Below are 24,387 nucleotides of genomic sequence, written 5' to 3'. Positions count from 1 at the left end.
GATCACGCTCCCAGTTCCTGGCGCTGACGGCGCAGGTGCGCGGGCAGCTCCTTGTATACGTCGTCGAACATCGAGGCCGGCGACGGAATCCGGTCGTCGGCCAGCGTGCCGTATTTCTCCGCTTCCTTCTGCGCGGCGATCACCTCGGCTTCGAGCTCGGCCGTCAGCGCGTCATGGGCGCTGTCCGACCAGATGCCCTTCACGATCAGGTGGCGCTTGAAGCGCTCGATCGGGTCGCCGAGCGGGAAATGGGACCAGTCGTCGCTCGGCCGGTACTTGGTCGGATCGTCCGACGTCGAATGCGCACCCGCGCGGTACGTCACCCACTCGATCAGCGTCGGGCCCAGATTGCGACGCGCGCGTTCGGCCGCCCAGCTCGACGCCGCGTAGATCGCGAGGAAGTCATTGCCGTCGACGCGCAGCGACGCGATCCCGCAGCCGACGCCGCGCCCGGCGAAGGTCGTGCCTTCGCCGCCCGCGATCGCCTGGAACGTCGAGATCGCCCACTGGTTGTTGACGACGTTCAGCACGACCGGCGCGCGATACACGTGCGCAAACGTGAGCGCTGTGTGGAAGTCGGCTTCTGCCGTCGCGCCGTCGCCGATCCACGCGGACGCGATCTTCGTGTCGCCCTTGATCGCGGACGCCATCGCCCAGCCGACCGCCTGGATGAACTGCGTCGCGAGGTTGCCGGAAATGGAGAAGAAGCCGGCTTCGCGGTCCGAGTACATCACCGGAAGCTGGCGGCCCTTCAGCGGATCGCCTTCGTTCGACATCAGCTGGCAGATCATCCGCTCGAGCGACACGTCGCGCGCGATCAGGATGCTCTGCTGCCGGTAGGTCGGGAAGCACATGTCGCCGTCGCGCAGCGCCATCGCGTGCGCGGTGCCGATCGCCTCCTCGCCGAGGCTCAACATGTAGAAGGAGATTTTCTTCTGGCGCTGCGCGATCATCATGCGCGCGTCGAAAATGCGGGTCTTGAGCATCGCGCGCAACCCGGCGATCAGACGCGCATCGTCAAGATCGGGGGCCCACGGGCCGACGGCCTTGCCGCTGTCGTCGAGCACGCGCACGAGGCTGCGGGCGAGATCGGCGGTGTCCGCCGCGGCTACGTCGATCGGCGGGCGGCGGACTGCGCCGGCCGGCGATAGATGCAGATAGGAAAAGTCCGTCTTGCAGCCCGGGCGCCCAGTGGGCTCCGGCACATGCAGACGCAATGGCTCTGACAGGCTCATCGTGTCGTCTCCACGCTCGATTGTGTCTCACGCTGTTTGGGAACGCGCGGCCGGTTGCCGGCCTGCGCGCGGGCTGACGCGCGGATAGGCACGTCAACCTTGGAAATCTATGCCTTGCCGCGCCGGACGTCGATGCCCAAGCCGCTCGATTGCGGTGAGCAGATTTGCCATGGCGGGTACGGGATGGCCAGCGGGCAGGGTTGCCGCGGCGGGCGGACCCGCGTTGCCGTGCGGCTTCGAGCCGGGTCCGGGCTGGAATGCGCGGGCGGCCGCGGTCGCTACCGGATGCGTCGGACGAAATCGGCGGCCGGCCCCGCAGCGGGACACAGCCGGTCCCGGGCGGGATGCCGCGCCCGGAGGATCGCGATCGATCGGGCCCGCGTCATGCCGGTCACGCGCCGAGGCGCTTCACGTGAACGCAACGCGCGCTGGCCGGGGGCATGCGTCCCCGCATCCCCCGGCGCCTGTCGGCTTTCAGTGGCGCCCAGCGGGCGTGAACACGCCGCGAAAGCGCATCTTCCCCGACGCAAGACGGTCGTACGCTTCGGTGGCCTGGTCGAGCGCAAACGTCTCGACGATCGGCTTGACCTTGCCCCTGGCGGCAAGCTCGAGCACCTCGCTCAGGTAGCGCAAGCCGCCGTGCGTCGACCCGATGACCTGCTGACGCATCATGTGGAACGGTTTGCGCTGCGACGCGATCGAGAATGGCTTGCTGAAGTCGAGCCCGCAGAGGATCACCCGGCCGTCGACCCGCAATCCGGCCATCGCTTCCTCTGCAGTACTGAACTCGTTGGTCGTGACGAGCAGCACGTCCGCACCGCCCGCCTCGCGAAGTTCCGCGCCGTTTGCGACGACCTGGTCGGCGCCCAGCCGGATCGCCAGGTCGCGCTTGTCCGCCGAGTGCGTGATCGCGATGGTCTCGAAGCCGCACGCGCGTGACAGTTGCAGCGCCACGTGCCCCAGTCCGCCGATGCCGAGCACGGCGACCTTCTCGTGCGGTTGCGGCGCCGCATCGCGCAAGCCGCTCCACGTCGTATAGCCGGCGCACATCATCGGCGCGGCATCGACGTACGTCAGCCCGTCGGGCAACAGCACCGTCCCTTCCGCCGCCACGGCGATGTACTCGGCATGTCCGCCCTGCGACGCAAACCCGGTGGTCCGCGGCGTGTCGCAGTTCACGGCCGTCTGGCCGGAGAGCGGGCGATTCTCGCGACAGTACGCGCAACGACCGCATGCGGACTGCACCCATGTCGTGCCGATCCGGTCACCCACCCTGCGCGCATGCACGCCCGCGCCCACTTCGACGATTTCGCCGACGACCTCGTGGCCGGGCGTCTGCGGGTAAATGTCGCCGCCGAAGCCTTGCGTGGCCCAGACGTCCGTGTAGCACATCCCGGACGCATGAACCTTCACCAGCACCTGCCCCGGCCCGGCTACCGGAACCGGCACTTCCTGCACTTCCCAGGGCCGATTGGCGCCAGTCATCACGACCGCCTTCATCTTCATTGCTTGCTCCTTGTTCAACCGAACGTAGGGTTCATTGCGCAGCCCGTCAGCCCGCGCAGCCGCTGCGTCGCCGCGACCGCGGCCGCGGCCGGCCGTCGCGATGACGAACGCCCTAGTCTAGAAAAGGCGCATTATCATGACAATCTCGCCAATCTTTACGTCCAGATGAATTCAGCTCATCAATTGAAAAGCGGCGATCTGTTCTCGCTCAACGTGTTCCTTGTCGCGGCAACGCACCTCAGCTTTCGCGCGGCATCGATCGAGCTCGACGTCACGCCGTCGGCGATCAGCCATTCGATCAAGAGCCTCGAGCAGCGCCTGGGGGTTCGCCTGTTCAACCGCACGACCCGCAGCGTGTCGCTGACGGATGCCGGCGAGCGGCTCGTCGAGAAGCTCCGCCCCGCGATTTCGTCGGTTGCCGACGCGATGCTCGCGGTCGACGGAATGCGCGACACGCCCAGCGGCACCGTGCGCATCAACGCCAGCGAAGGCGCGATCCGCATGGTGCTGAAGCCGGTGCTCGCGCGCTTCCTGCGCGACTATCCGCAGGTCCATCTCGACATCGTGACCGACGGGACACTCGGCGACATCGTCGCCGGCGGATTCGATGCGGGGATCCGGCTGGCCGAGGCCGTGCCGCAAGACATGATCGCGGTGCGCGTGTCCGAACCGGTGCAGTTCGCCGCCGTCGCGTCACCGGCCTATTTCGCCGCGCGCGGGCGCCCCGCCGTGCCGCAGGATCTGCATCGACACGACTGCATCCGATTTCGATTCGACAGCGGCGCGATCTACCGCTGGGAGTTCGAGCGGCGCGGCGTCGTCGAAACGGTGAATGTCGGCGGCCCGCTCACGCTGACCGATCAACCGTTGATGGTCGACGCCGCGATCGACGGCATCGGGATCGCGTTCGTGCCCGATCATCTCGTCCGCGCTGCGCTCGACGACGGACGGCTCGAACGCGTATTGACCGACTGGTGTCCGGTCATGCCGGGACTGTGCCTGTACTACCCCGGGCATCGTCATGTGTCCGGCGGGCTGCGTGCGCTGATCGAGACGTTGCGGGTTCGATCGGCGGGCGCCGATCCGGCACTTGCGCGGTCGGGGCAATGAACCGCACGCACACCTAACGATGCCCCACATCCAGCATGTAGCCTTCCCCGCGAATCGTACGAATCAGGCGCGGCTCCTTGATGTCCTCGCGCAACTTCTGACGCAAGCGTGATATCTGCACGTCGATGCTGCGGTCGAACGTGTCGATCGACTTGCCGCGAGCGGTATCCATCAGGTATTCGCGGCTCAGCACACGCCCCGGCGCGGCAAGGAAGGCGTTGAGCAGGCGAAACTCCGCGTTCGACAACGGAATGACCGTATTGTCGGCAGCAATCAGGTGACGGCCGATTTGATGCAGCCGCCATCCGGCGAAGCGGCTTTCCTCCTGCGCCCGCGTCCGGCCTTGCGTTTGCGCGCGTACGCGGCGCAGGATCGTCTGGATGCGCGCGACCAGTTCACGCGGCTCGAACGGCTTGACGATGTAGTCGTCGGCCCCCAGTTCCAGCCCCACGATCCGGTCGGTCATCTCGCCGCGCGCGGTCAGGATGATCAATGGAATTTCCGAAGTCGCACGAATCTCGCGGCAGAGATTGAGGCCGTCGTCGTCCGGCAGCATCAGGTCGAGCACCACGAGATCGAAGCCGCCCTCGCCGAGCGCGAGATGCATTTCCGCGCCGGTGCCGGCTTGCTCGGTCGTCATGCCGAAGTCTGCAAGGCAGTCGCACAACAGGCTGCGAATCTGCGAGTCGTCGTCGACGACGAGAATACGAATCGCTTTGTTCACGGCGTCTTGTCTCCGATGTTGCGGCGGTGAGGTGTGCCCCGCACTCATTATTGCCCGCCAATATAAGGGCTATTTGCACGAATTGTTGCGGCCTTGAAATAATTGCCCCCGCACCTTGTCCCGCAAGGTCATGCGGAGAAATCGGGACGCCTGACGAGGATTCACGTCATGGATAACCCGCCCGGTATTTTCCCGGAGACGCGCTCCCGCGCGTCGTCCGCCTGTGCCGCCCCGTCTGGTTTTGCGCGTCGTGCCGCGATATTGCCCAACCGGAAAGACTTTGTGTCAGCGCGGATACAAAGCCGATATGAAACAGAAATGCCCGGGTTTTAACGTGGCTCCCAAGTCATCTCGACGCAGGAGACACGCGGGACATGAACTACGCACAACCCAAGCCACCGGTCCGGCGCATTGGCGGCATCGCCTTCGTGGTCGGATTGCACGCGGCGATCGTCTACGCATTGCTCACCGGTCTCGCGACGAAAGTCGTGGACGTGATTCGTCAGCCGATCGAGACGCGAATCATCGAAGAGATCAAGCCGCCGCCCCCACCACCGCCACCGAAGCGGATCGCGCCGCCACCGCCGAAGCACGTCGCACCGCCGCCGCCGTTCGCGCCGCCGCCCGACGTGCATGTCGCCGCGCCTCCATCGCCGAACGCGATCGCCACGCAGTCGGCCACGCCTGCGCCGTCAGCCCCCGTCGCGCCGCCGGCGCCGCCCGCCGCTGCCGCGCCGGTGTCGACGAGCGTCGGCGTGGTGTGTCCCAACTCGACACAAGTCCGCGCCGCGATTCGCTATCCGCGTGAAGCGCTCAAGGACAACCTGACCGGCGACGTCGTCGTGACGTTCGTGGTCGGCACCGACGGCAACGTCAAGGACCTGAGCGTGACCCAGTCAGCCGCGCCCGTTCTCGACAGGGCAGCAGAAAACGCCGTTCGACAGTTCCACTGCGTCGCTCAGGGCGAGGAAGTCCGCGTGCAAGTGCCCTTCTCTTTCAAGCTCGATTGAAGGCGCCCGCGACCGCCGTTCCTTTTTTCATGCCAACGCATTTCAGGAGACATTCATGATCAACCGTACCCGCAAGGCCGCCTTGGTGACGGCCCTGTTCCTCGCGGCCAGCGCCGCCCACGCCGCCACCGATACGGTGACGAACCCCTACGGCCTCGATGCGCTCTGGAAAGGCGGGGACTTCATCGCGCGCGGCACGCTGCTCATTCTGGTCGTCATGTCGATGGGCAGTTGGTACATCATCGTCGCGAAACTGCTCGAGCAAACGCGGGTGCTGCGCCGCGCGAAGGCGGCAGAGAAGGGTTTCTGGAAGGCGGCCAATCTCGGCGAAGGCACGCGTCAACTGGACACCGGCAGTCCGTTCCGCTTCATCGCCGAAACAGGCCTCGCAGCATTCGACCACCACGAAGGCGCGCTGCTCGAACAGGTCGACCTCAACCATTGGGTCGCGGCCGCCATCGAGCGAGCGACCACGTCAGTCTCGAGCCGCTTGCAGGACGGCCTCGCGTTTCTCGGCACCGTCGGTTCGACCGCGCCGTTCATCGGCCTGTTCGGCACGGTGTGGGGCATTTATCACGCGCTGACTGCCATCGGCATCGCGGGCCAGGCCTCCATCGACAAGGTCGCGGGGCCGGTCGGCGAAGCGCTGATCATGACCGCGATCGGCCTGGCCGTCGCCGTGCCTGCCGTGCTCGGCTACAACTGGCTCGTGCGCCGCAACAAGGCCGTGATGGAACGCGTGCGCGGGTTTTCGACGGAACTGCACATCGTCATCCTGACCGGCACGACCACGGCCGGGGCCGCCGCCGCGACCAAGGCCGCTGCCCTCTCCCGCGTGGGGTGAACCATGGCCATGACCACAGGATCCCGCGACGGCGACGATCACGACGAGACCATGTCGTCCATCAACACGACGCCACTGGTCGACGTGATGCTGGTGCTGTTGATCATCTTCCTCATCACGATTCCGGTGGTATCGCACACCGTGCCGGTCACGTTGCCCAAGGAGACCGTGCAGCCGCTGCAAACGACCCCGCAGAACGTGATTCTCGCGGTGACGAAGGAAGGCGACGTGTTCTGGGACGAACGGCGCGTGCCCGACGCGGCAACGCTCGTCGAGAAACTCAAGGCGGTCGCGGTGCAATCGCCGCAACCCGAAGTCCACATCCGCGGCGATCTCGACGCGCGCTACGCCGCCATCGGCCGGGTCGTGTTTGCCTGCCAGCGGGCGGGCATCGTCAAGGTCGACTTCATCACCGAACCGCCACCGCGCCAATGATCCATCCACACCGACAAGGAGTCCCGAGATGGCAATGACGATGCCCACCGGCAGCGCCGACGAAGCCGACGTGATGATCGAGATCAACACCACGCCGCTCATCGACGTGATGCTCGTCCTGCTCATCATGTTGATCCTCACCATTCCCGTTCAGACGAACGCGGTCAAGCTGGACATGCCGTCCGGCACGCCGCCGTCGCAACGGCAGACACCGCCCGTGGTGCAGATCGATATCGCGGCCGACGGCGCCATCGCATGGAATGGCGAGACGCTGGGTTCGCGCGAGCAACTGGAAACGCGATTGCGCGACGTGGCCGCCAACCCCGCGCCGACCGAACTGCATTTGCGGCCCGACAAGGCGGCGCCTTATCGCGCTGTCGCAATGGTCATGGCGTCCGCGCAGCGGCTCGGCGCGACCCGCATCGGGCTCGTGGGTAACGAGCAGTTCATGCAGTAACCGCTTCCTCATCACAGAGCCCTCATGTTCGACTCCAACCTCGACGTGCCCGCCCCCGTGGCGGGCCAACACCCGCCGTCGGATTCACCCGCCGGGCCGCTCGCGTGGTTCGGTCTGGCGATTCTCGTGATCGTGGCGTTCTTCGCGTTCGTCGACCGTCAGATGCTGATCCTGCTGACGGAGCCTATCCGCCACGATTTCGGGTTGACCGACACGCAAATCGGCCTGATGCAAGGCGCGGGCATCGCGCTGTTCGCGGGCGTCGCTTCGTTGCCGATCGGCTGGGTCGCCGATCGCTTGGACCGCCGTGCGGTGCTGGCAGCATGTGTTCTCGTCTGGACCGCTGCCACCGCAATCTGCGGCATGACCACCCACTTCTGGCAGTTGTTCATCGCCACCGTCGGGCTGGGGATCGGCGAAGCCGGACTGGTGCCGGTGATCTACGGCCTGATTCCCGATCTTTTCCCCGCCCGCCAGCGGGTGCTCGCCAATGCAATCTTCGCGCTCGCCAACCTGTTGGGCGCAGGGGCGGGGATGGCGCTCGGCGGCGCACTGATGCACGGCATCGCGGCGGTGCACGGCGCGTTACCGGCCGGGCTCGCCGATCTCGCGCCGTGGCGGCTCGCGTTTTTTGCCGTTGCGTTGCCTGCCCCCGTACTGGTCGTGCTGATTCTGCTGATTCGACCCGGAAGGCATGGCGACACGGAAGCATCCGCCGGTCGTCATCGGCCTTCCGCGCCGCTGCCGTCCGCACCGGTCTACTTCCGGCGTGAAGCCATCATGATGCTCAAGTTCTTCGGCGCCATCGGACTGGTCAATCTGTCGTTCGGCGGCGTGGCGACGTGGATGCCGGTCGTGGCGGTGCGAACCTTCGGCGCGACGCCGGCCGAAGCCGGCGGCGGCATGGGCGTGGCGGCGATGGCCGGCGGTATCGCGGGTTGCGTGCTCGGCGGCCTCGTTGCCGGCCGCATGAAAGCGCGCTTCGGCGTGCTCGCGCCACTGCGTGTCTGCGAATGTGGCGCGCTGGTCGCCGGTGGCCTGTCGTTCCTCTATCTGGCCGTGGGCTCCCTCACGCCGGTCTACGCGCTCTTCGGCGTGCAGCTCGCCTGCATGGTCGCAGGCATGGTGCTGTTTCCCACCATCATGCAGAACATCTGCCCCGCGCACCTGCGCTCGCGCGTGGCGGCGATTGGCGCGCTGACGTCGATCGTCGTGCAATCCGGCAGCCCCGTGTTTATCGGTTTCATGTCGGATCGTCTGCATGCGTTCAGCCAGGGCTTGCTGTGGTCGATCGTCTGTGTCGCGGCATTCGGCTTCTTTGCCGCCTGCATCCTGATGCGCGCAGCCGGCCGCGGTGTCCGCGAGGCAATCGAACGCTATGCGTAACGCTCATCTTTCTCCCGCTCCCATGCCGCCCCGCACGCTCTCCCTCTCGCTGCGCATCGAACGTTGGCCGTTGGCTGCGCCGTTCCATATCACCGGCCACGTCATCGACGCCGCCCGCCTCGTGAGCGTGACCATCGACGACGGACGCCACGCCGGCAACGGCGAAGCCTCCGGGGTCTTTTATCTTGGCGAGACACCCGAATCCATCGTCGCGCAAATCGAAAGCGTCCGAATGTCGATCGAAGCGGGCATCACGCGCGCGCAGTTGCTCGACGTATTGCCGAACGGCGGCGCGCGCAATGCGATCGATGCGGCATTGTGGGCGCTCGAATCGCGCCAGCACGCCATGCCGGTCTGGCGCATGGCCGGCCTCGCCGCGCCTCGCCCGTTGCTGACCACGATGACGATCGGCGTGGACAAGCCGGACGCAATGGCCGCGGCCGCGCAACGACTGCCCCACGCCAGGGCGCTGAAGGTCAAGCTGGACGGCAGCGCCGCCGACGCCGCGCGCCTCGCGGCAATCCGTGAGGTGCGCCCGGACGTACCGCTCGCCGTCGACGCGAATCAGGGCTGGTCGCACGCGCACTTCGACGCGATGATCCCCGTGTTGCAACAGCTTGATGTTCGCATGCTCGAACAGCCGTTTGCGATCGGTGCGGACGCCTGTCTCGAGCAGATCGATTGTCCGATCCCGCTCGCGGCCGACGAATCGTTTCAGGATCTCGGCGACCTGCCCGCCGTCGCGCGCCGCTACGACATCGTCAACCTCAAGCTCGACAAATGCGGCGGCCTGACGCGCGCGCTCGACCTGGCCGCGCGGGTACGCGAAGCGGGCTTGTCCGTGATGGTCGGTTGCATGGCCGGCACCTCGCTGGCGGTCGCTCCCGCCTTTCTGCTCGGGCAACAGTGCGATCACGTCGATCTCGACGGACCGATCTTCCTCGCGCGCGATCGCGAGCCAGGTGTCGCGTACGTCGACGGCCTGCTGCACTGTCCGCCCCAGGTCTGGGAGCACGCGAGCGCCACGGATTCCTCACGCTGAGCCATCGACATGACCTCGGATTCACTCACCACGACGATGCAGCTCGACGCGCTGTTCACGCGTTATCGTCGCGCCGATGCCCCCGGATTGATCGCCGGCATCGTCCATCGCGGCCAGTTGCTGTATCGACGCGGTTTCGGCATGGCCAGCCTCGAACACGGCATCGCCAACACACCGGCCACGCGCATGCGTATCGGCTCGGTCAGCAAGCATTTCACTTGCCTCGCCGTGCTGCTCCTGTGCGAGCACGGCGTTCTCGACGCCGACACCCCCATCGGCGCGTATCTGCCCGAGCTGCCGCCGGCCGCCGGCCTGCCGACGCTGCGGCAGTTGATGTCGCATCGCGGCGGGCAGCGATGCGCACTGGATCTCGCACTGCTGACGCAAGGTCTCGCCATGTCGCCGCATGGCGCACTCCTGGCCTCGCAGCAACGTCAACGCGACGAAAACTTCCCGCCGGGGGAACGCATGATGTATTCGAACGGCGGCTATCACCTGCTTTCGCTCGCCGTCGAACGCGCGAGCGGGATGCCGTTCGACGCCTTCCTCACGACGCATGTCTTCAACCCCATGCTCATGCGCGACACCGCGTGCGTGCCCAACGACATGACGATCGGGCACGGTATCGCGACCATGCATGTTCCGGACGGCAACGGTGGATTCCGGCGCGGCATCTTTCCGTCATGGGACGTGCTCGGTGAAGGCTCGATCGTGTCGACCGTCGATGACATGCTGCGATGGACTGCCCACCTGCGATGCAGCAACAAGATTGTCGGCAACGCCGATACGTGGATCCAGATGCTGGCGTTGCCCGTATTCTCCAGCGGTCAGCGCAGCCAATACTCGCTGGGTCTCACGCAGAGCCGCTATCGCGGTGTCGAGCTGATCCACCATTCCGGCGGTGTCGTCGGCGGGACTTGCCAGATGCTCGTGTCGGCGGCGCACGGGCTCGACGTCATACTGCTCGGCAACGGCGCGCTCGACGCGCCGCTCGAACTGTCGAAGCGTGTCGTCGACATCGTGCTCGCGGATGAGCTTGGCAGCGATGGCCCACCTGTCGCGGCGCGCGCCGCCGACCATGTCGCGCGCCTCGGCAGCTACCGGTCGTCCAGCACCAGCGCCGTGTATGCACTGGAAGATCGTGAAGGCGCCCTGGTATTGACGGGACCGCTTTGCCCCAGGCCGTCGATGACGCTCTACGATAGCGCCGATGCGCTGAACGACGTCCAGGTCGAAGCGGGCGGAGACGGGCCGTTGGCAGTGCGTTGGGGATCGTCTTGCACGCCGGACGATCCCGCCAGCCTGCGCATTGTGCATTGCGGCCATGTCGAGACGTTCGTACGACTCGACGAAGCGCCGGAGGTGTCGCCGTCGCTCGTCGCCGCGATGTCCGGCACATTCGCAAGCCACGACGCCAATGCCCGCGCGGTCATTCGACTCGACAACAACGCACTCTTCCTTCGCATGCACGGCGCGGTGGGCCGTTGCGACTACCGCCTCACGCCGGTCGCCCACGATGTGTTCGGGCTGGTACCGGCCGATCCCATGGACATCATGACCGGGATCGTCACGCTGACGCGCGACCCGACGCGCGCAGACATCACCGGCCTGCGCGTCGATACTCCGCGTACCCGGCATCTGGCCTTCACACGGCTGCACGCCGACGCCTGATGCGTGCCGGCGCCGAACGGCGCCGGCCAGGTTTCACATCCCCGTCGCAAACGGATTCGACACGCGCGGCCAGTAGTTGAGATCACGATGCCGATAGTCCAGTCCGGCAAAATCCGTCGAGAGCGCGCCTGGCGCAGCGATATGAAACACGGCCTTCGCGCGCGGCGCGAAATCGGTTTGAAAATGCTGCGTCGATTTCACGATCACCAGCTTCTTGCCGGCGAAGTCGATGCCAAGGCCAGTGAATGCGTCCACGCCCAGCACCTGGGTGCGAACCGATATCAGCGCGATGTCGAGCCCGTTGTCGGCCTCTACCCACACCGCGCGGCCAAGCGGCTGCTCGAGACCCATGATGCTTTGCGCATGATGCTCGACCACACCGCGCACGGTGACGCGCAGGTCCACCGGGTCCCCGGAGTACACACTGCATTTACCGCCGATGCGCAGAGTCAGCGTTGCCCCGACACCGGCGTCCCTGCAAATCTGAATGGCACCGAGATCCCAGAAGCACCCGATCGCGACATCGGCAATCCGTCGCTCGACCACGCGACGCAGGATGAACGTGCTGTCGCACGGCGCGCCACCGCCGGGATTGTCCGCGACATCCGCCAGCACGACCGGGCCGCCCTCGACGGCCAGCGCACGATCCAGTCCGGAATCGATATCGAGCCATGCGGGGGCGGTCGCGTCGCGCAGTTCCCAGAACTCGCGCGCCAGTTGCGCCGCCAGCGCCTCGGCCTTGACGGGATCGTTGTCCGTCACCACCCAGAGTTTCGCGCCGGCTTCCGGCACGTCGCCCCACGGGAACCCGTGGCCGAGCGACACCGACAGCACGCCGTCGTGTCCTTCGAGCGACTGCATGCGCCGGACGAACCCCGCCATCGGTTCGCTCGTCGTGTGCCAGGCGCCGACCATCCGGCAGTCGGACACGCCGATCGTCGGACGGATGCGTCCTGCCGCCATATCGAGCGCCAACCGGTAGGCGTCGCGCGCCCGGTCGATGGCGTCGATATGCGGATACTCCTTGTAAGCAATCAGGACATCTGCCGATGCCTTCATCCGTTGCGTGAAATGACAGTGCGGGTCGAGCGTGACCAGCACTGGAACGTCCGGTCCGACAACCGCGCGAACGCCGGCAAGCAGTTCACCCTCGCAATCGTCGTAACCCTCGGCCACCATCGCTCCGTGCAGCAGCAGGATCACGGCATCCAACGGCAACGCGGCCTTTACGCCACCGAGAATTTCGTCCCTCAGGGACTCGTAGACCGCACGAATCGTGCGGCCGGACGGCTGGGCTTCGGCACACAGACCTTCAACGATTTCATGGCCGTCACCCTCCGCGAGGCGCCGCACTTCCGCGAGCACGTGACCCATGCCGTCAGGCTCGCGCAAACTCGCGTCGCCGTGAAAGACGGTGCTCTCTTCGAAGCCGCCCCAACCGGTGGGGCACGGTGCGAATGTATTGGTTTCGGTCGAAAGCTGGGCCGTATATAGCTTCATGGTGAAGTCTGCCGAATAGGATTGAAGGACGTGAAACGACTATAAGCACGCGCTGTTTCCGCTTTGTGAGCAATCTGTATCAAGCGTGAAACAGAGCTGCGCCGACGGCCGCCCCGGCCGCCCGCCCTATCGACGCGGCAACGTGACCTGTGCCACCAGCCCGCCTTCCGTCCCGTTGCGCAACACCAGTTCCCCGCCGTGACGTTTCACGACGTCGTTCGCGATGGCAAGGCCCAGCCCCGTCCCGCCCGTGTTCCTGTTGCGAGAACTTTCCACCCGGTAGAACGGCTCCAGGGCCCGCTCCAGTTGCGACTCCGGTATGCCCGGGCCGTGATCGGCTATCTGGATGCGCACACACGACGGTGCGTCGAACAGACGGATGTGCGCGTCCTCGCCGTATCGGATCGCATTGGCAACCAGATTCGTCAGGCAGCGTTTGAGGCCGAGCGGTTGAGCGGATATCGGCGGCACCTCGCCGCTGATCGTCACCTTTTGACCGTGTTCGGCCGCATCCTCCGCGATTGCATCGACCAGTGCATTGATGTCGACCGGACTGAACGCCTCGACCACTTCTTCATTGCGCAGAAACGACAGGGTCGCCTCCAGAAGCTGCGTCATCTCGTCGATATCGTCTCTGAGACGCTCACTCAATTCGGTATCCTGAGCGGATCGAAGACGCAGCTTCATGCGTGTCAGCGGGGTACGCAGATCGTGCGACACGGCGGCAAGAAAGCGGTTGCGCTCACTCATTTGCCGCCGCAGCGACGCCTGCATCGTGTTGAACACGCTGGCGGCCTGACGCGCCTCGACAGGGCCGATTTCCTCGATGGGCGGCGCATCGATATTCCTCGACAACTCGGCGGCCCCTACGGCCAGCGAGCGGAACGGAGCGGCCAGCATGCGCGCGCCGATCCATGACGAGATCAGTGCCGGCATGACCTGGATCATCACGGCGGCGCCCCACTGCAACGATGCGCTCATCCCGGGAGGCGGTTTGAACGGAGCGGTGCTGTAGAGCTTGAAGAGCAGCAGGCCGGCACTGATCTGCATCACGAGGATGATCGAGATCATCACGAAAAACAGGCGGTAGAAGGCTGAATCGAAGCGGGGTCTGTGCATGGTCCTGGCCGACAGCGAGCGATAGTTTCAATTATTACCCGTGAATGTAGGCGCCATGTGTGCCCTTTATTGCAAACCCGAAACAAGTCGTCGTCCCGGGTCCGCTCCATCTGCCTGCCTGTCCGCTCTTCGCCCTCCCCGATCGTTTGTATCAGCGACGATACAAACGCCACATGAACCAGAAATAACCGGCACTTACCGTTCACCCTGAGTTGCGCGACGCGGCACCGCGTTCAGTAGATCGCAAAATCAGGAGGAGACAATGGTGAAGATGAAAAACCGGACGAAGCACACGGCGGTTTCGGCAACGCTACCGCTGCGGCACGGCGGGCGTTACGCCCCCCTCTTCGTCGGACCGGTATTCGGGCTGGTATCGTTGGGCGTCCACGCGCAGGAACAGGCGCAAACGCCCATGCAGACTCAACAGATCGCCGCGCCCGATGCGGCGTCCGCTGCGACGCCTGCCACTGCGTCCGGCACCGCGGTGCCGAATGCCCCTGCAGCCGAGATGTCGAAGGCGCAAGGCAAAGGTGGCGCGACGCTCAATACCGTCGTGGTTACCGCGACACGCCGACGTGAACCGGCTCGCGAAGTACCCATGCAGGTCAATGTGCTTTCGGCCGACGAACTGCAGAAGAGCGGCGCGAAAACGATGTCCGACTATCTGTCCTCGGAGCCGGGTGTCGACTTGAACGCCAGTGGCGGCAGCGGTTCCGGTCAGGTCAGTATCCGCGGCGTGACGACAGGCATTCAGACAGGGCCGACGGTCGGCATGTATATCGACGACGTCGCGTTCGGCGGCAGCACCTTGTTCTCCCAGAGTGCAACGTTCGCGCTCGACATGAGCCTGCTCGACCTCAATCACGTTGAAATCCTGCGGGGTCCGCAGGGCACGTTGTATGGCGCGGGTGCGATGGGCGGCCTGCTGAAATACGTGACCAACGAACCGGACTCGGGGCAATTTTCCGGGCAAGTCGGCACCGGCGTGTCGGGAACCGCGCATGGCGGCGTGAGCGGAACGGCCAACGCAGCGTTGAATATCCCGCTGAAGACCGACGTTGCTGCGCTGCGCGTTTCCGTCTTCGGGCAGCACGACGGCGGTTATGTCGACGCAATGGGCCCCGTGGCCGGCTCCCACATCGATCGCGGCGACACTTACGGTGCCCGCGCGTCGTTGCTACTGACGCCGACCAGGGATTTGACGGTCCGGTTGACCGCGGTCTCGCAAAACATCAACCGCAACGATCCGAACTACGTTGAATACGGCCCCGACGGGCAGCCTGTCCGCGGGGACCTGACAACGCAACAGTTCGCCCCGCAACCCTTTCACCAGAACATTCAACTCTATTCGGCCGGGGTGGAATACGAACTCGGCTGGGCGCGCCTGAACTCGATCACGTCGTATCAAAGAATCAACTCGAGCGCGCCGCAAGACCTGACCGGCGTCTATGGGCCGCTGTTTGCCGCCCAGGGGCTGAACCTGGGCTCGGTGGTGGCGAAGGATGTCGCCACCACGAACAAGGTTACCCAGGAGTTTCGCCTGACCTCCCCGGGCAACCGGCGGCTCGAGTGGCTGGCCGGACTCTTCTATACGCACGAGCGCAGCACGTTGAACGAGGGCTTTCTGACGACGTTGCCGGACGGCACGCCCGGCCCCAACCTGTCGGAGATCCAGGCGCCCAGCACGTACAACGAGTACGCGGCATACGGCGACCTGACTTATCACCTCACGCCGCGTCTTTCGCTGACCGGCGGCGTCCGGATCGCGCACAACACCCAGACCTATGACCAGACGACCTCCGGTACGCTTGCCGGCCCGACACAGACCGTCTCGGCGCCGTCGTCGGACACCAGCAAGACCTACATGTTCACCGCGCGCTATGCGCTGACTTCCAACAGCAATGCGTATGTCCGCATCGCCAGCGGATACCGGCCCGGTGGCCCGAATGCACTGCTGATCGATCCCCTCACCGGCGTACGCGCGGCGGGTAGCCCGACCTTCGCGCCCGACACGCTGTGGAGCTATGAGGCCGGCTACAAGGCCGATCTGTTCGACAAGCGGCTATCGCTGGAGACGTCTGTCTACGACATCGAGTGGAAGAATATCCAGCAGCTCGGCACTGTCGACGGCGTCAACCAGGTCATCAACGCCGGTAACGCGCGAATCAAGGGCCTGGAGTTCTCCGGCACGTTCCGCCCCGGCCCGCATTGGAACTTCAGTGCGAACCTGTCGCTCATCGACGCCAGCTTGACGACAGGCAATGCCAGCGCGGGTACGACTGCGGGCGCGCCATTGCCGAACTCGGCCAGGTTCGCCGCGACACTCTCGGGCACCTATCTGTTCACCGCACACGGGTATCCGTCGTATGCGGGTATTACCCAGCGCTTTGTCGGTCGGCGCCATAGCGGGTTCGACGCCAGCTCCGGCCGGCCGGACTACCCGTTGCCAGGCTATGCAATCACGGATCTGCAAGCGGGTGTGGACTTCAAGAAGTTCAGCCTGGCGTTCTATGTTCGCAACCTGCTCGACCGTCGCGCGTTGATCGCGGCCGGTACGTCGCTGATGCCGCTCGGCGGCCCGGCGCTCGTCAGCGTGATTCAGCCCCGCACGATCGGCGCGGCGCTTACCGTTCCGTTCTAATTCATATGGATAACTTACAATGAAACAAGAATCGCGCGACATCGTGAAGCAACTGGATGCCCTGTTCGAACGTTTCAACAAGTGCGACGAACCCGGCCTCGTCGTGGCCGTGGCCCATCGCGGCGAAGTCCTCTACCGGCGAGGCTTCGGCATGGCAAGCCTGGAGCACGGCGTCGCCAATACACCGGCCACACGCTTGCGCATCGGCTCGACGAGCAAGCACTTCACCTGCCTCGCCGCACTCCTGCTCGCCGAAGACGGCAAGCTCGACATCGACGCCGGAATTCGCACGTACGTGCCCGAGCTGCCGCCGCTGGCAGGCGCCCCCAGCTTGCGCCAACTGATGACGCATACCGGCGGCTACCGCTGCTATCTCGACCTCACGCTGCTCGCGCAAGGCGTGGCGACGCTGCCGCGCGGTGGCGCGCTGGCGGCGGAAGTCCGGCAACGCGACGTCAATTTCCCGCCGGGCGAACGGATGATCTACTGCAACGGCGGATATCACCTGCTGTCGCTCGCGATCGAACGGGTCAGCGGCATCCCCTTCGAGACGTTTCTGAAGGAGCGCATCTTCAATGTGATCGGCATGGCCGATACGGAGTCGGTCGCCGATGACATGCAAATCCGCCCGCGCATGGCGACCCAGCATGTGCCGGATGGAAACGGCGGCTTCATGCGCGGCCTCTTTCCGACATGGGAAGTGCTCGGCGAAGGCGGGATCGTGTCGACGGTCGACGACATGCTGCTCTGGCTCGCGCATTTGCGCAGCCCCAAGCGTCTCGGCAGCGAAGCAAGCTGGCGCCAGATGCTGGCCAAACCGCACTATTCGAGCGGTGCGGAAGGCGTCTATGCCCTCGGGCTGATGCGCACGCCCCATCGCGGCGTGGAGCTGCTGCATCATGCTGGCGGTGTGTTCGGTGGCGCCTGTCAGATGTTGACCGTGGCCAGCCACGCACTGGATGTCATCGTGCTCACCAACGGCGCCGCGGCCAATCCGGTTGAACTGGCTACGCAGATCGTCGATATCGTTCTGGGCGATGCGATCCTTGGCGCGAAGCTTGCCGCGCCCCTGCAAACTGCCGGCCACGAAACCTTGCTCGGCAAGTACCACTCGCGCGCGTCCGGGACGTATTGCGTGATCGGCGATCACGACGGGCAGGTCATCGCGAGCTTCCATCACGTCAAGCAGATGCCCCAGCCGCTCATCGAGACGGAGGCCGGATTGCGGGTTGACGACGGGGCCGGCGGCGCGCTGCTGATCAAACCTTGCGCGTCGACGGCAACGGCACGCGTGACGGCGCTCGAATTGGTGGACTGCGGCCACGCGGAGACGCTCGAGCGCTTGCCCGATCACGCACCGCCATTCGCCGATGCGTCGGCAGGCCTGGCCGGTACGTATCGCAGTCACGATGCTGCGGCACGTGCGACGATCGCCGTGACGAACGGCGAACTCACCATGACCATGAACGGCGTCGCTGGCAGTGTCGGGTACCGGCTGGAGCCCGTCGCCGACGACATTTTCACGTTCGACCCGGCCGGTCAGCTGGCCGTCATGCACGGCGTCTTGACGGTGGAACGCTCGGGAAACGAGGTGACGCGCTTTCGCATCGACACGGCGCGCACGCGCAATCTGAACTTCATGCGCGAGCGGTGTGATTCATAGACATCGCGCCGCATCCCGGCGTGCCGTTTTCGTTGAACGGTGGGACTCGCGGCCCCGTCAGGAGGCGCAAGTTCCACCACGTGCCGGTAGTGTTCGCCGAGGGTGGTGCCGACGCGCCATTCGCGTTGCCGGCTCCGCTCCCTCGTTTCGCCTCAAGCCATCCCCACCTCGTCCGCAAGAGACGTGATTTCGCGCGGCTCCGCAATACGATCGACAGGCGTCTTGCCATCGAGTGCGCGATGAAGGCCCAGGCCAGCGCGTCGCGCTGCACACCTGTGAGTCCCGCACGCCCCCGACCTACACCGGGTAATCGATGCCATGCGCAACCCCGTGCGCAATGCTGGGGGAGCTTGGAGAAAGCGTTGTGCGGAAACCGGAAGGCACAGCCCGCCGATAGTTGTTGAATCCTTGATGGACAAGGATCTCGACGCTCGATGTCGATGCGCGTGGATAGTCGTGGTGCCGGGGACCGGACTTGAACCGGCAAGCCAGTTAAGGCGGCGGATTTTCGTCACACTGCTTCTTTCAAAGCCGGCGTCGCGTAAGCGTAACCGTTCGTGCGCTGGACTATGCCTTCACCGTCGCGCGCGGGCGTGACCGCTGCCCGTGCGCCTTAGGCGCCCCCCGTCTAGTCTCTACACCTTCCTCGCGTGTGCCGCGAGGCTTGGCTCGGCGTTGCCTCGATGCGCGCATCAGGGGTTTCACCGAATTTGAAGGGTTCTGCACCGACCGTTTCCGACCGGGCACTCAATCGTTTAAGTCCGCTATGTTTACCAATTTCATCACCCCGGCAAGAGGGCGGACGCGATTCTACCATTGCTTGCGCATGCGTTCCCTTATTCTGCGCCGCCGCATCGCGACACCGGCCGCCGTCGCATGGATTTCGCCCGCGGATTCGACACCGATACGACACCGCCAGCGATTTCCTCCCGCGCCGCACCATCCCCGATACAATCGAGTCCGCGTCGTCCGGCGGCCCCAACCGTCAGACGTTTGTGTCGTGCTTTTTGCGAAACAAGCGTCGCGTGCGTCATCGCGAAGTCACAAACGTTTTCGATAATTTTCCAGCCGAAAACGTTTACATCGCGTTATTTCATGACCTCGACCATCAAGGATGTCGCTGCCCTCGCGGGCTTCTCGATCGCCACCGTTTCACGTGCGATCAATGCACCGCATACCGTCAGCCCCGCCACGCTGCAAACGATCCGCACCGCGATCGACACGCTGCAGTTCCGCCCGAGCCCGCTCGGCCGCCAACTGCGCGGCGAGCGTACGCGGCTCGTCGGCGTCGTCGTGCCGACGCTGTCGAACCCGGTGTTCGCCGACTGCCTGCAAGGCATCGACGAGCTCGCGACCGCGGCCGGCTTCAAGCTGATCCTGATGACGACCGAGTACGACGCGGCGCGCGAACGCCACGCGATCGAGACGCTGCGCGAGCAGCGCGTCGAAGGGCTGATCCTCACCGTCGCCGATGCGGATACGCACCCGCTGCTCGACATGCTCGACCACGACGGCCCGCACTACGTGCTGATGCACAACGACACGCAGCGCCGTCCGTCGGTATCGGTCGACAACCGCCGTGCCGCCTACGACGGCGTACGGCTGCTGACCGCGCGCGGTCACCGTCGCGTGCTGATGCTGGCCGGCTCGCTCGCCGCGTCGGACCGCGCGCGCCAGCGCCATCTCGGCTATGCGCAGGCACTCGAGGAAAGCGGCGTGGCCACGCTGCCGCCGGTCGAAGTCGACTTCAACGCACCTGAACTGCCCGACGCGGTGCTCGCGCATCTCACCGCACATGCAACGCGCCCGACCGCCCTCTTCTGCAGCAACGACCTGCTCGCGATGGTCGTGATGCGCGGCCTGCGCCGCGCGGGTTTCTCGATCCCGGACGACCTGTCGGTGCTCGGCTTCGACGGCATCGCGATCGGCGAACTGCTCGCGCCGCCGCTCGCGAGCGTCGCGACGCCGAACCGCGACATCGGCCGCCACGCATGGCAGCGTCTCGTCGAATGCATCGGCGGAACGGCGATCGAACGCACGTCGATGATCCTGCCGCATGCGGTGCGCGACGGCGCGACGGTCGCGCCGCCGGCCGCCGAGCTGCACCTGCGCGAGGCCTGAACGCCGGTCGCGCCGCGACGCACACGAACAACCACGCCACCACACCAGCGCTACACCCACTCGCCCGGAGACCCACCGTGTCCCTTCGCCTGACCTCGCTGCTGCGCGCGCTCGCCGCGCCGCTCGCCTGCGCCGCGCTCATCGCCGGCGCACCCGCCGCCCACGCCGACGAAACGGCGATCTGCTACAACTGCCCGCCCGAATGGGCCGACTGGGCCGCGCAGATCGCCGCGATCAAGCAGAAGACCGGCATCCGCGTGCCGTTCGACAACAAGAACTCCGGCCAGTCGATCGCGCAACTGATCGCCGAGCAGAAGAGCCCGGTCGCCGACGTCGTCTACCTCGGCGTGTCGTCGGCGTTCCAGGCGAAGGACAAGGGCGTGATCGCGCCGTACAAGCCCGCGCACTGGAACGACATTCCCGCGAACCTGAAGGATCCGCAAGGCTACTGGTTCGCGATCCACTCGGGCACGCTCGGCTTCTTCGTGAACAAGGACGCACTCGACGGCAAGCCGGTGCCGCGCTCGTGGGCCGATCTGCTGAAGCCCGAATACAAGGGCATGGTCGGCTATCTCGATCCGTCGAGCGCGTTCGTCGGCTATGCCGGCGCGGTCGCCGTCAACCAGGCGCTCGGCGGCAGCCTCGACAACTTCAAGCCGGCGCTCGACTGGTTCCGCAAGCTGAAGGCAAATGCGCCGATCGTGCCGAAGCAAACGGCGTATGCGCGCGTGTTGTCCGGCGAGATTCCGATCCTGCTCGACTACGACTTCGATGCGTATCGCGCGAAATACAAGGACAACGCGAACGTCGAGTTCGTGATTCCGAAGGAAGGCACGATCGCCGTGCCATACGTGATGAGCCTCGTGAAGGGTGCGCCGCACGACGCGAACGGCAAGAAGGTGCTCGACTTCGTGCTGTCCGACGAAGGCCAGAAGCTGTGGGCCAACGCGTACCTGCGTCCGGTGCGCGCGCAGACGCTCGGCGCCGACATCGCCGCGAAGTTCCTGCCGGCAAGCGAATACGCGCGGGCGAAGTCGGTCGACTTCGGCAAGATGGCGGCCGGCCAGCAGGCATTCGGCCAGCAATACCTGCAAGTGATGCAGTAAGCGGCAGGACGCAACCGATGCTCGACCTGACTTTCCCGCTGCGCTGGCGCGTCGCGCTCGTCGCGCCGGCGCTTGCGGTGTTCGCCGCATTCTGGCTGCTGCCGATGGCGGCGCTCGTGCAGGTATCCGCCGACGGCGCGTTCTTTCCGCACTATGCGGCGCTGCTCGGCAATGCGCGCTACATGAAGAGTCTCGGCGAGACGGTCGCGCTGTCAGCGGGCGTCACGCTCGCGACGCTCGCGCTGTCGACGATCTCCGGCCTGCTTCTCGCGCGCCGCGAGTTCGCAGGCAAGCGCGTGCTGCTCGCGCTGCTCACGTTTCCGCTCGCGTTTCCGGGCGTCGTCGTCGGCTTCATGGTGATCATGCTCGCCGGGCGCCAGGGGCTGATCGGGATGCTGTCGGCGAAACTCACCGGCGACAAGTGGGTCTTCGCGTACTCGGTTGCGGGCCTGTTCATCGGCTACCTGTACTTCTCGATTCCGCGCGTGATCGTCACCGTGATCGCGGCCGCGTCGAAGCTCGACGCGTCGCTCGAGGAAGCCGCCCGTTCGCTCGGCGCCTCGCCGTGGCGCATCTTCATCGATATCGTGCTGCCCGCGCTCGCGCCGGGCCTGATCGCGGCCGGCGCGATCTGCTTCGCGACCGCGATGGGCGCATTCGGCACCGCGTTCACGCTCGCCACCGACCTGAACGTGCTGCCGATGACGATCTATACCGAGTTCACGCTGAACGCGAACATCGCGACGGCGGCCGGCCTGTCGATCGTGCTCGGCATCGTCACCTGGGCCGTGCTCGCGCTCGCGCGCCGCTTCACCGGCCACACCGCCGCCGCCGCGGCCTGAGGATTCCCGCATGCCATCGCTTTCCGGCTCTTCCGCGCCGTCACCGGCGCCCGCTCCCGCGCAGGCACACTGCGCCGCACGTCGCGCGCCGCGCGTCACGGGCGCACGCGCGATTGCCGCGCTGCAATGGGGCGTCACGCTGCTGCTGTGCGCGTTCCTGATCGTGCCCGTCGTGATGTCCGTGCTCGCGGGCCTGACCGTCAACTACTTCCGCGGCGTGTCGAGCGGCCTCACGCTGCGCTGGCTCGAACAGGTGTGGCAGCAGTATCACGGCTCGGTCGCGCTGTCGCTCTACGTCGCGTTCGCGACGCTCGCGATCGTGCTCGTCACCGGCGTGCCGGCCGGCTATGCGCTCGCGCGCAGCAAAAGCCGCGTCGCGCGTGCGATCGAGGAAGCGCTCGTGCTGCCGGTCGCGCTGCCCGGCCTCGCTTCGGCGCTCGCGCTGCTGGTCGTGTACGGCGGCTTCACCGCGTTCCGGATGAGCCTGTGGTTCATCGTCGTCGGCCACGTCGTGTTCACGCTGCCGTTCATGGTGCGCGCGGTCGCAGCCGTCGCGGCCGGCGCCGACCTGCGCACGCTCGAGGAAGGCGCGGCGAGCCTCGGCGCATCGTTCGTCACGCGCTTCGTCACGATCGTGCTGCCGAACCTGCGGCCCGGCATCGTCGCCGGTGCGCTCGCCGTGCTCACGCTGTCGATCGGCGAATTCAACCTCACGTGGATGCTGCATACGCCCGACACCAAGACGCTGCCGGTCGGGCTCGCCGATACCTACGCTTCGCTACGCCTCGAAGTCGGCAGCGCCTACACGATCCTGTTCCTGCTGATGACGCTGCCGCTGCTCGTCGCAATGCAGTGGCTCGGCGTCGACCCGTCCGGCACGCGCGCGCTCAAGAAGCGCTCGCGCTGAATTTTTCGCAGACATGAAACTCGATTCCACTCCCATCACCCTGACCGGCTGCGCGAAGACGTTCCGCGGCACACGCGTGCTCGAACCGCTCGACCTGTCGATCGGCGCCGGGGAAACGCTCGTGCTGCTCGGGCCGTCGGGCTGCGGCAAGACGACCACGCTGCGCCTGATCGCGGGCCTCGACACGCCGGATGCCGGCGGTACGATTGCGTTCGGCAACGACGACGTCACCGCGCTGCCGATCGAGCGCCGGCAGGTCGGCATGGTGTTCCAGAACTACGCGCTGTTTCCGAACCTGACGGTGCGCGGCAACGTCGGATACGGGCTGAAGATCCGCAAGACCGAGCCACGCGCGTTGCGCGAACGCGTCGACGAGCTGCTCGCAATGATGCGGCTCGATGCGCATGCGGACAAACCGGTCGATCAGTTGTCGGGCGGCCAGCGTCAGCGTGTCGCGCTGGCGCGCGCGCTCGCGGTGCGCCCGCGCGTGCTGCTGCTCGACGAACCGCTGACCGCGCTCGACGCAAAGCTGCGCGACGTGCTGCGCCGCGAGATGAACGCGCTGCTGCGCGAACTCGGCGTGACGACCGTCTACGTGACGCACGACCAGGCCGAAGCGATGGAGCTCGGCGATCGCATCGTCGTGATGGGTGCGGGCCGCATCGAGCAGATCGGCACGCCGCGCGACATCTACTACCACCCGGCGAACCGCACGGTCGCGCAGTTCATCGGCACGCTGAACCGGCTGGCGGGACAGTGGCGCAATGGCGCGCTCGAAACGACGGGCGGCGCGATCGTCACGCCGCATGAGGCCGACGAATGGTTCTTCCGCCCCGAGGACGCACAGCTCGCCGATCCCGCGCATGCGCCGCTGCGCGGCGCGGTCGGCGCATGCGCATTCCTCGGCGAACGCACGCGGCTCACGATCGAGCATGCGGCGCCCGACGCACTCGTGATCGACGTGCCCGGCCGCGTCGCGCTCGCGCGCGGCACGGCGGTCGGCCTCACGATCGCCCCGGAAGGCCTGATCGCGCTCGGCGCGTAATCCGTCGTTCGGGCATCATTCAT

The 24,387-nt window shown here is 65.9% G+C and carries 20 protein-coding genes; 15 read left to right on the top strand and 5 right to left on the bottom strand.

The features are described 5' to 3' along the window. Window positions 1–2: 2 nt before the first annotated feature. Entirely contained in the window at window positions 3–1,235 is a 1,233-nt protein-coding gene (locus OHZ10_RS06220) for a 3-methyl-2-oxobutanoate dehydrogenase (2-methylpropanoyl-transferring) subunit alpha (RefSeq protein ID WP_124454032.1), read from the bottom strand. A 474-nt stretch (window positions 1,236–1,709) separates the two neighbouring features. Further along, on the bottom strand, window positions 1,710–2,627 hold the full coding sequence (locus OHZ10_RS06215; RefSeq protein WP_342703955.1) for an alcohol dehydrogenase catalytic domain-containing protein: 918 nt from the start codon (window positions 2,625–2,627) through the stop codon (window positions 1,710–1,712). On the opposite strand from OHZ10_RS06215, the gene OHZ10_RS06210 reads away from it, so the two are divergent. After that, window positions 2,517–3,851 (top strand): LysR family transcriptional regulator, encoded by a 1,335-nt coding sequence (locus OHZ10_RS06210; RefSeq protein ID WP_342703953.1) that lies wholly within the window; start codon window positions 2,517–2,519, stop codon window positions 3,849–3,851. The two genes, OHZ10_RS06215 and OHZ10_RS06210, sit on opposite strands and share 111 nt — an antisense overlap. Window positions 3,852–3,864: 13 nt before the next feature. On the opposite strand, the gene OHZ10_RS06205 is transcribed toward OHZ10_RS06210, so the two are convergent. Continuing rightward, window positions 3,865–4,623: a response regulator transcription factor gene (locus tag OHZ10_RS06205; RefSeq protein ID WP_342703952.1), complete on the bottom strand. Its 759-nt coding sequence runs from the start codon at window positions 4,621–4,623 to the stop codon at window positions 3,865–3,867. 326 nt (window positions 4,624–4,949) lie between these two features. Here OHZ10_RS06205 and OHZ10_RS06200 point away from each other — a divergent pair, with 326 nt between their 5' ends. The 7 genes from OHZ10_RS06200 to OHZ10_RS06170 all read left to right on the top strand — a co-directional run bounded on the left by OHZ10_RS06200 (window position 4,950) and on the right by OHZ10_RS06170 (window position 11,420). Continuing rightward, window positions 4,950–5,585: an energy transducer TonB gene (locus OHZ10_RS06200; RefSeq protein WP_059235143.1), complete on the top strand. Its 636-nt coding sequence runs from the start codon at window positions 4,950–4,952 to the stop codon at window positions 5,583–5,585. 55 nt (window positions 5,586–5,640) lie between these two features. Next, the gene (locus OHZ10_RS06195) at window positions 5,641–6,429 is read left to right on the top strand and encodes a MotA/TolQ/ExbB proton channel family protein (protein ID WP_059235145.1); all 789 of its coding nucleotides are present in this window, start codon (window positions 5,641–5,643) and stop codon (window positions 6,427–6,429) included. A gap of 3 nt (window positions 6,430–6,432) precedes the next feature. Next, on the top strand, window positions 6,433–6,864 hold the full coding sequence (locus tag OHZ10_RS06190) for an ExbD/TolR family protein (protein WP_059235148.1): 432 nt from the start codon (window positions 6,433–6,435) through the stop codon (window positions 6,862–6,864). A gap of 28 nt (window positions 6,865–6,892) precedes the next feature. Then, window positions 6,893–7,321: an ExbD/TolR family protein gene (locus OHZ10_RS06185; protein WP_059235150.1), complete on the top strand. Its 429-nt coding sequence runs from the start codon at window positions 6,893–6,895 to the stop codon at window positions 7,319–7,321. A gap of 162 nt (window positions 7,322–7,483) precedes the next feature. After that, window positions 7,484–8,707, top strand: a complete 1,224-nt coding sequence (locus OHZ10_RS06180; RefSeq protein ID WP_342703951.1) for an MFS transporter — start codon at window positions 7,484–7,486, stop codon at window positions 8,705–8,707. Beyond that, window positions 8,700–9,749, top strand: coding sequence for a dipeptide epimerase (locus tag OHZ10_RS06175; RefSeq protein ID WP_342703950.1), 1,050 nt, complete (start codon window positions 8,700–8,702; stop codon window positions 9,747–9,749). Before OHZ10_RS06180 ends, OHZ10_RS06175 begins: the two co-directional genes overlap by 8 nt. A gap of 9 nt (window positions 9,750–9,758) precedes the next feature. Continuing rightward, the gene (locus tag OHZ10_RS06170; RefSeq protein ID WP_174992032.1) at window positions 9,759–11,420 is read left to right on the top strand and encodes a serine hydrolase domain-containing protein; all 1,662 of its coding nucleotides are present in this window, start codon (window positions 9,759–9,761) and stop codon (window positions 11,418–11,420) included. A gap of 33 nt (window positions 11,421–11,453) precedes the next feature. Here OHZ10_RS06170 and OHZ10_RS06165 read toward each other — a convergent pair whose 3' ends face one another. Together OHZ10_RS06165 and OHZ10_RS06160 are read right to left on the bottom strand one after the other, a co-directional pair. Beyond that, window positions 11,454–12,920 carry a M81 family metallopeptidase gene (locus OHZ10_RS06165; protein ID WP_059235158.1) on the bottom strand — a complete coding sequence of 489 codons (1,467 nt, stop codon included), beginning with the start codon at window positions 12,918–12,920 and terminating at the stop codon, window positions 11,454–11,456. Between the two features lie 126 nt (window positions 12,921–13,046). Beyond that, a complete protein-coding gene (locus tag OHZ10_RS06160) occupies window positions 13,047–14,039 on the bottom strand; it encodes an ATP-binding protein (RefSeq protein WP_059235160.1) in 993 nt (330 codons plus the stop codon). A 262-nt stretch (window positions 14,040–14,301) separates the two neighbouring features. Between OHZ10_RS06160 and OHZ10_RS06155 the strand changes: the two genes are divergently transcribed. The 7 genes from OHZ10_RS06155 to OHZ10_RS06120 all read left to right on the top strand — a co-directional run bounded on the left by OHZ10_RS06155 (window position 14,302) and on the right by OHZ10_RS06120 (window position 24,364). Continuing rightward, window positions 14,302–16,680 carry a TonB-dependent receptor gene (locus OHZ10_RS06155; protein WP_342703946.1) on the top strand — a complete coding sequence of 793 codons (2,379 nt, stop codon included), beginning with the start codon at window positions 14,302–14,304 and terminating at the stop codon, window positions 16,678–16,680. 19 nt (window positions 16,681–16,699) lie between these two features. Next, window positions 16,700–18,343, top strand: a complete 1,644-nt coding sequence (locus OHZ10_RS06150; RefSeq protein WP_342703944.1) for a serine hydrolase domain-containing protein — start codon at window positions 16,700–16,702, stop codon at window positions 18,341–18,343. Between the two features lie 1,095 nt (window positions 18,344–19,438). Continuing rightward, on the top strand, window positions 19,439–20,464 hold the full coding sequence (locus tag OHZ10_RS06140; RefSeq protein WP_059235187.1) for a substrate-binding domain-containing protein: 1,026 nt from the start codon (window positions 19,439–19,441) through the stop codon (window positions 20,462–20,464). A gap of 77 nt (window positions 20,465–20,541) precedes the next feature. Then, a complete protein-coding gene (locus OHZ10_RS06135; RefSeq protein ID WP_174992029.1) occupies window positions 20,542–21,570 on the top strand; it encodes an ABC transporter substrate-binding protein in 1,029 nt (342 codons plus the stop codon). 17 nt (window positions 21,571–21,587) lie between these two features. Continuing rightward, on the top strand, window positions 21,588–22,412 hold the full coding sequence (locus OHZ10_RS06130; RefSeq protein ID WP_059235192.1) for an ABC transporter permease: 825 nt from the start codon (window positions 21,588–21,590) through the stop codon (window positions 22,410–22,412). 10 nt (window positions 22,413–22,422) lie between these two features. Next, a complete protein-coding gene (locus OHZ10_RS06125; RefSeq protein WP_342703942.1) occupies window positions 22,423–23,319 on the top strand; it encodes an ABC transporter permease in 897 nt (298 codons plus the stop codon). A 13-nt stretch (window positions 23,320–23,332) separates the two neighbouring features. Further along, window positions 23,333–24,364 (top strand): ABC transporter ATP-binding protein, encoded by a 1,032-nt coding sequence (locus tag OHZ10_RS06120; protein WP_342703940.1) that lies wholly within the window; start codon window positions 23,333–23,335, stop codon window positions 24,362–24,364. The last annotated feature ends 23 nt before the right edge of the window (window positions 24,365–24,387 follow it).

Source organism: Burkholderia arboris (genome assembly GCF_038723655.1).
Lineage (GTDB): Bacteria > Pseudomonadota > Gammaproteobacteria > Burkholderiales > Burkholderiaceae > Burkholderia > Burkholderia arboris.
Note: the sequence above shows the minus strand (reverse complement) of the source record. Positions and strands in the feature narration are given on the sequence as shown.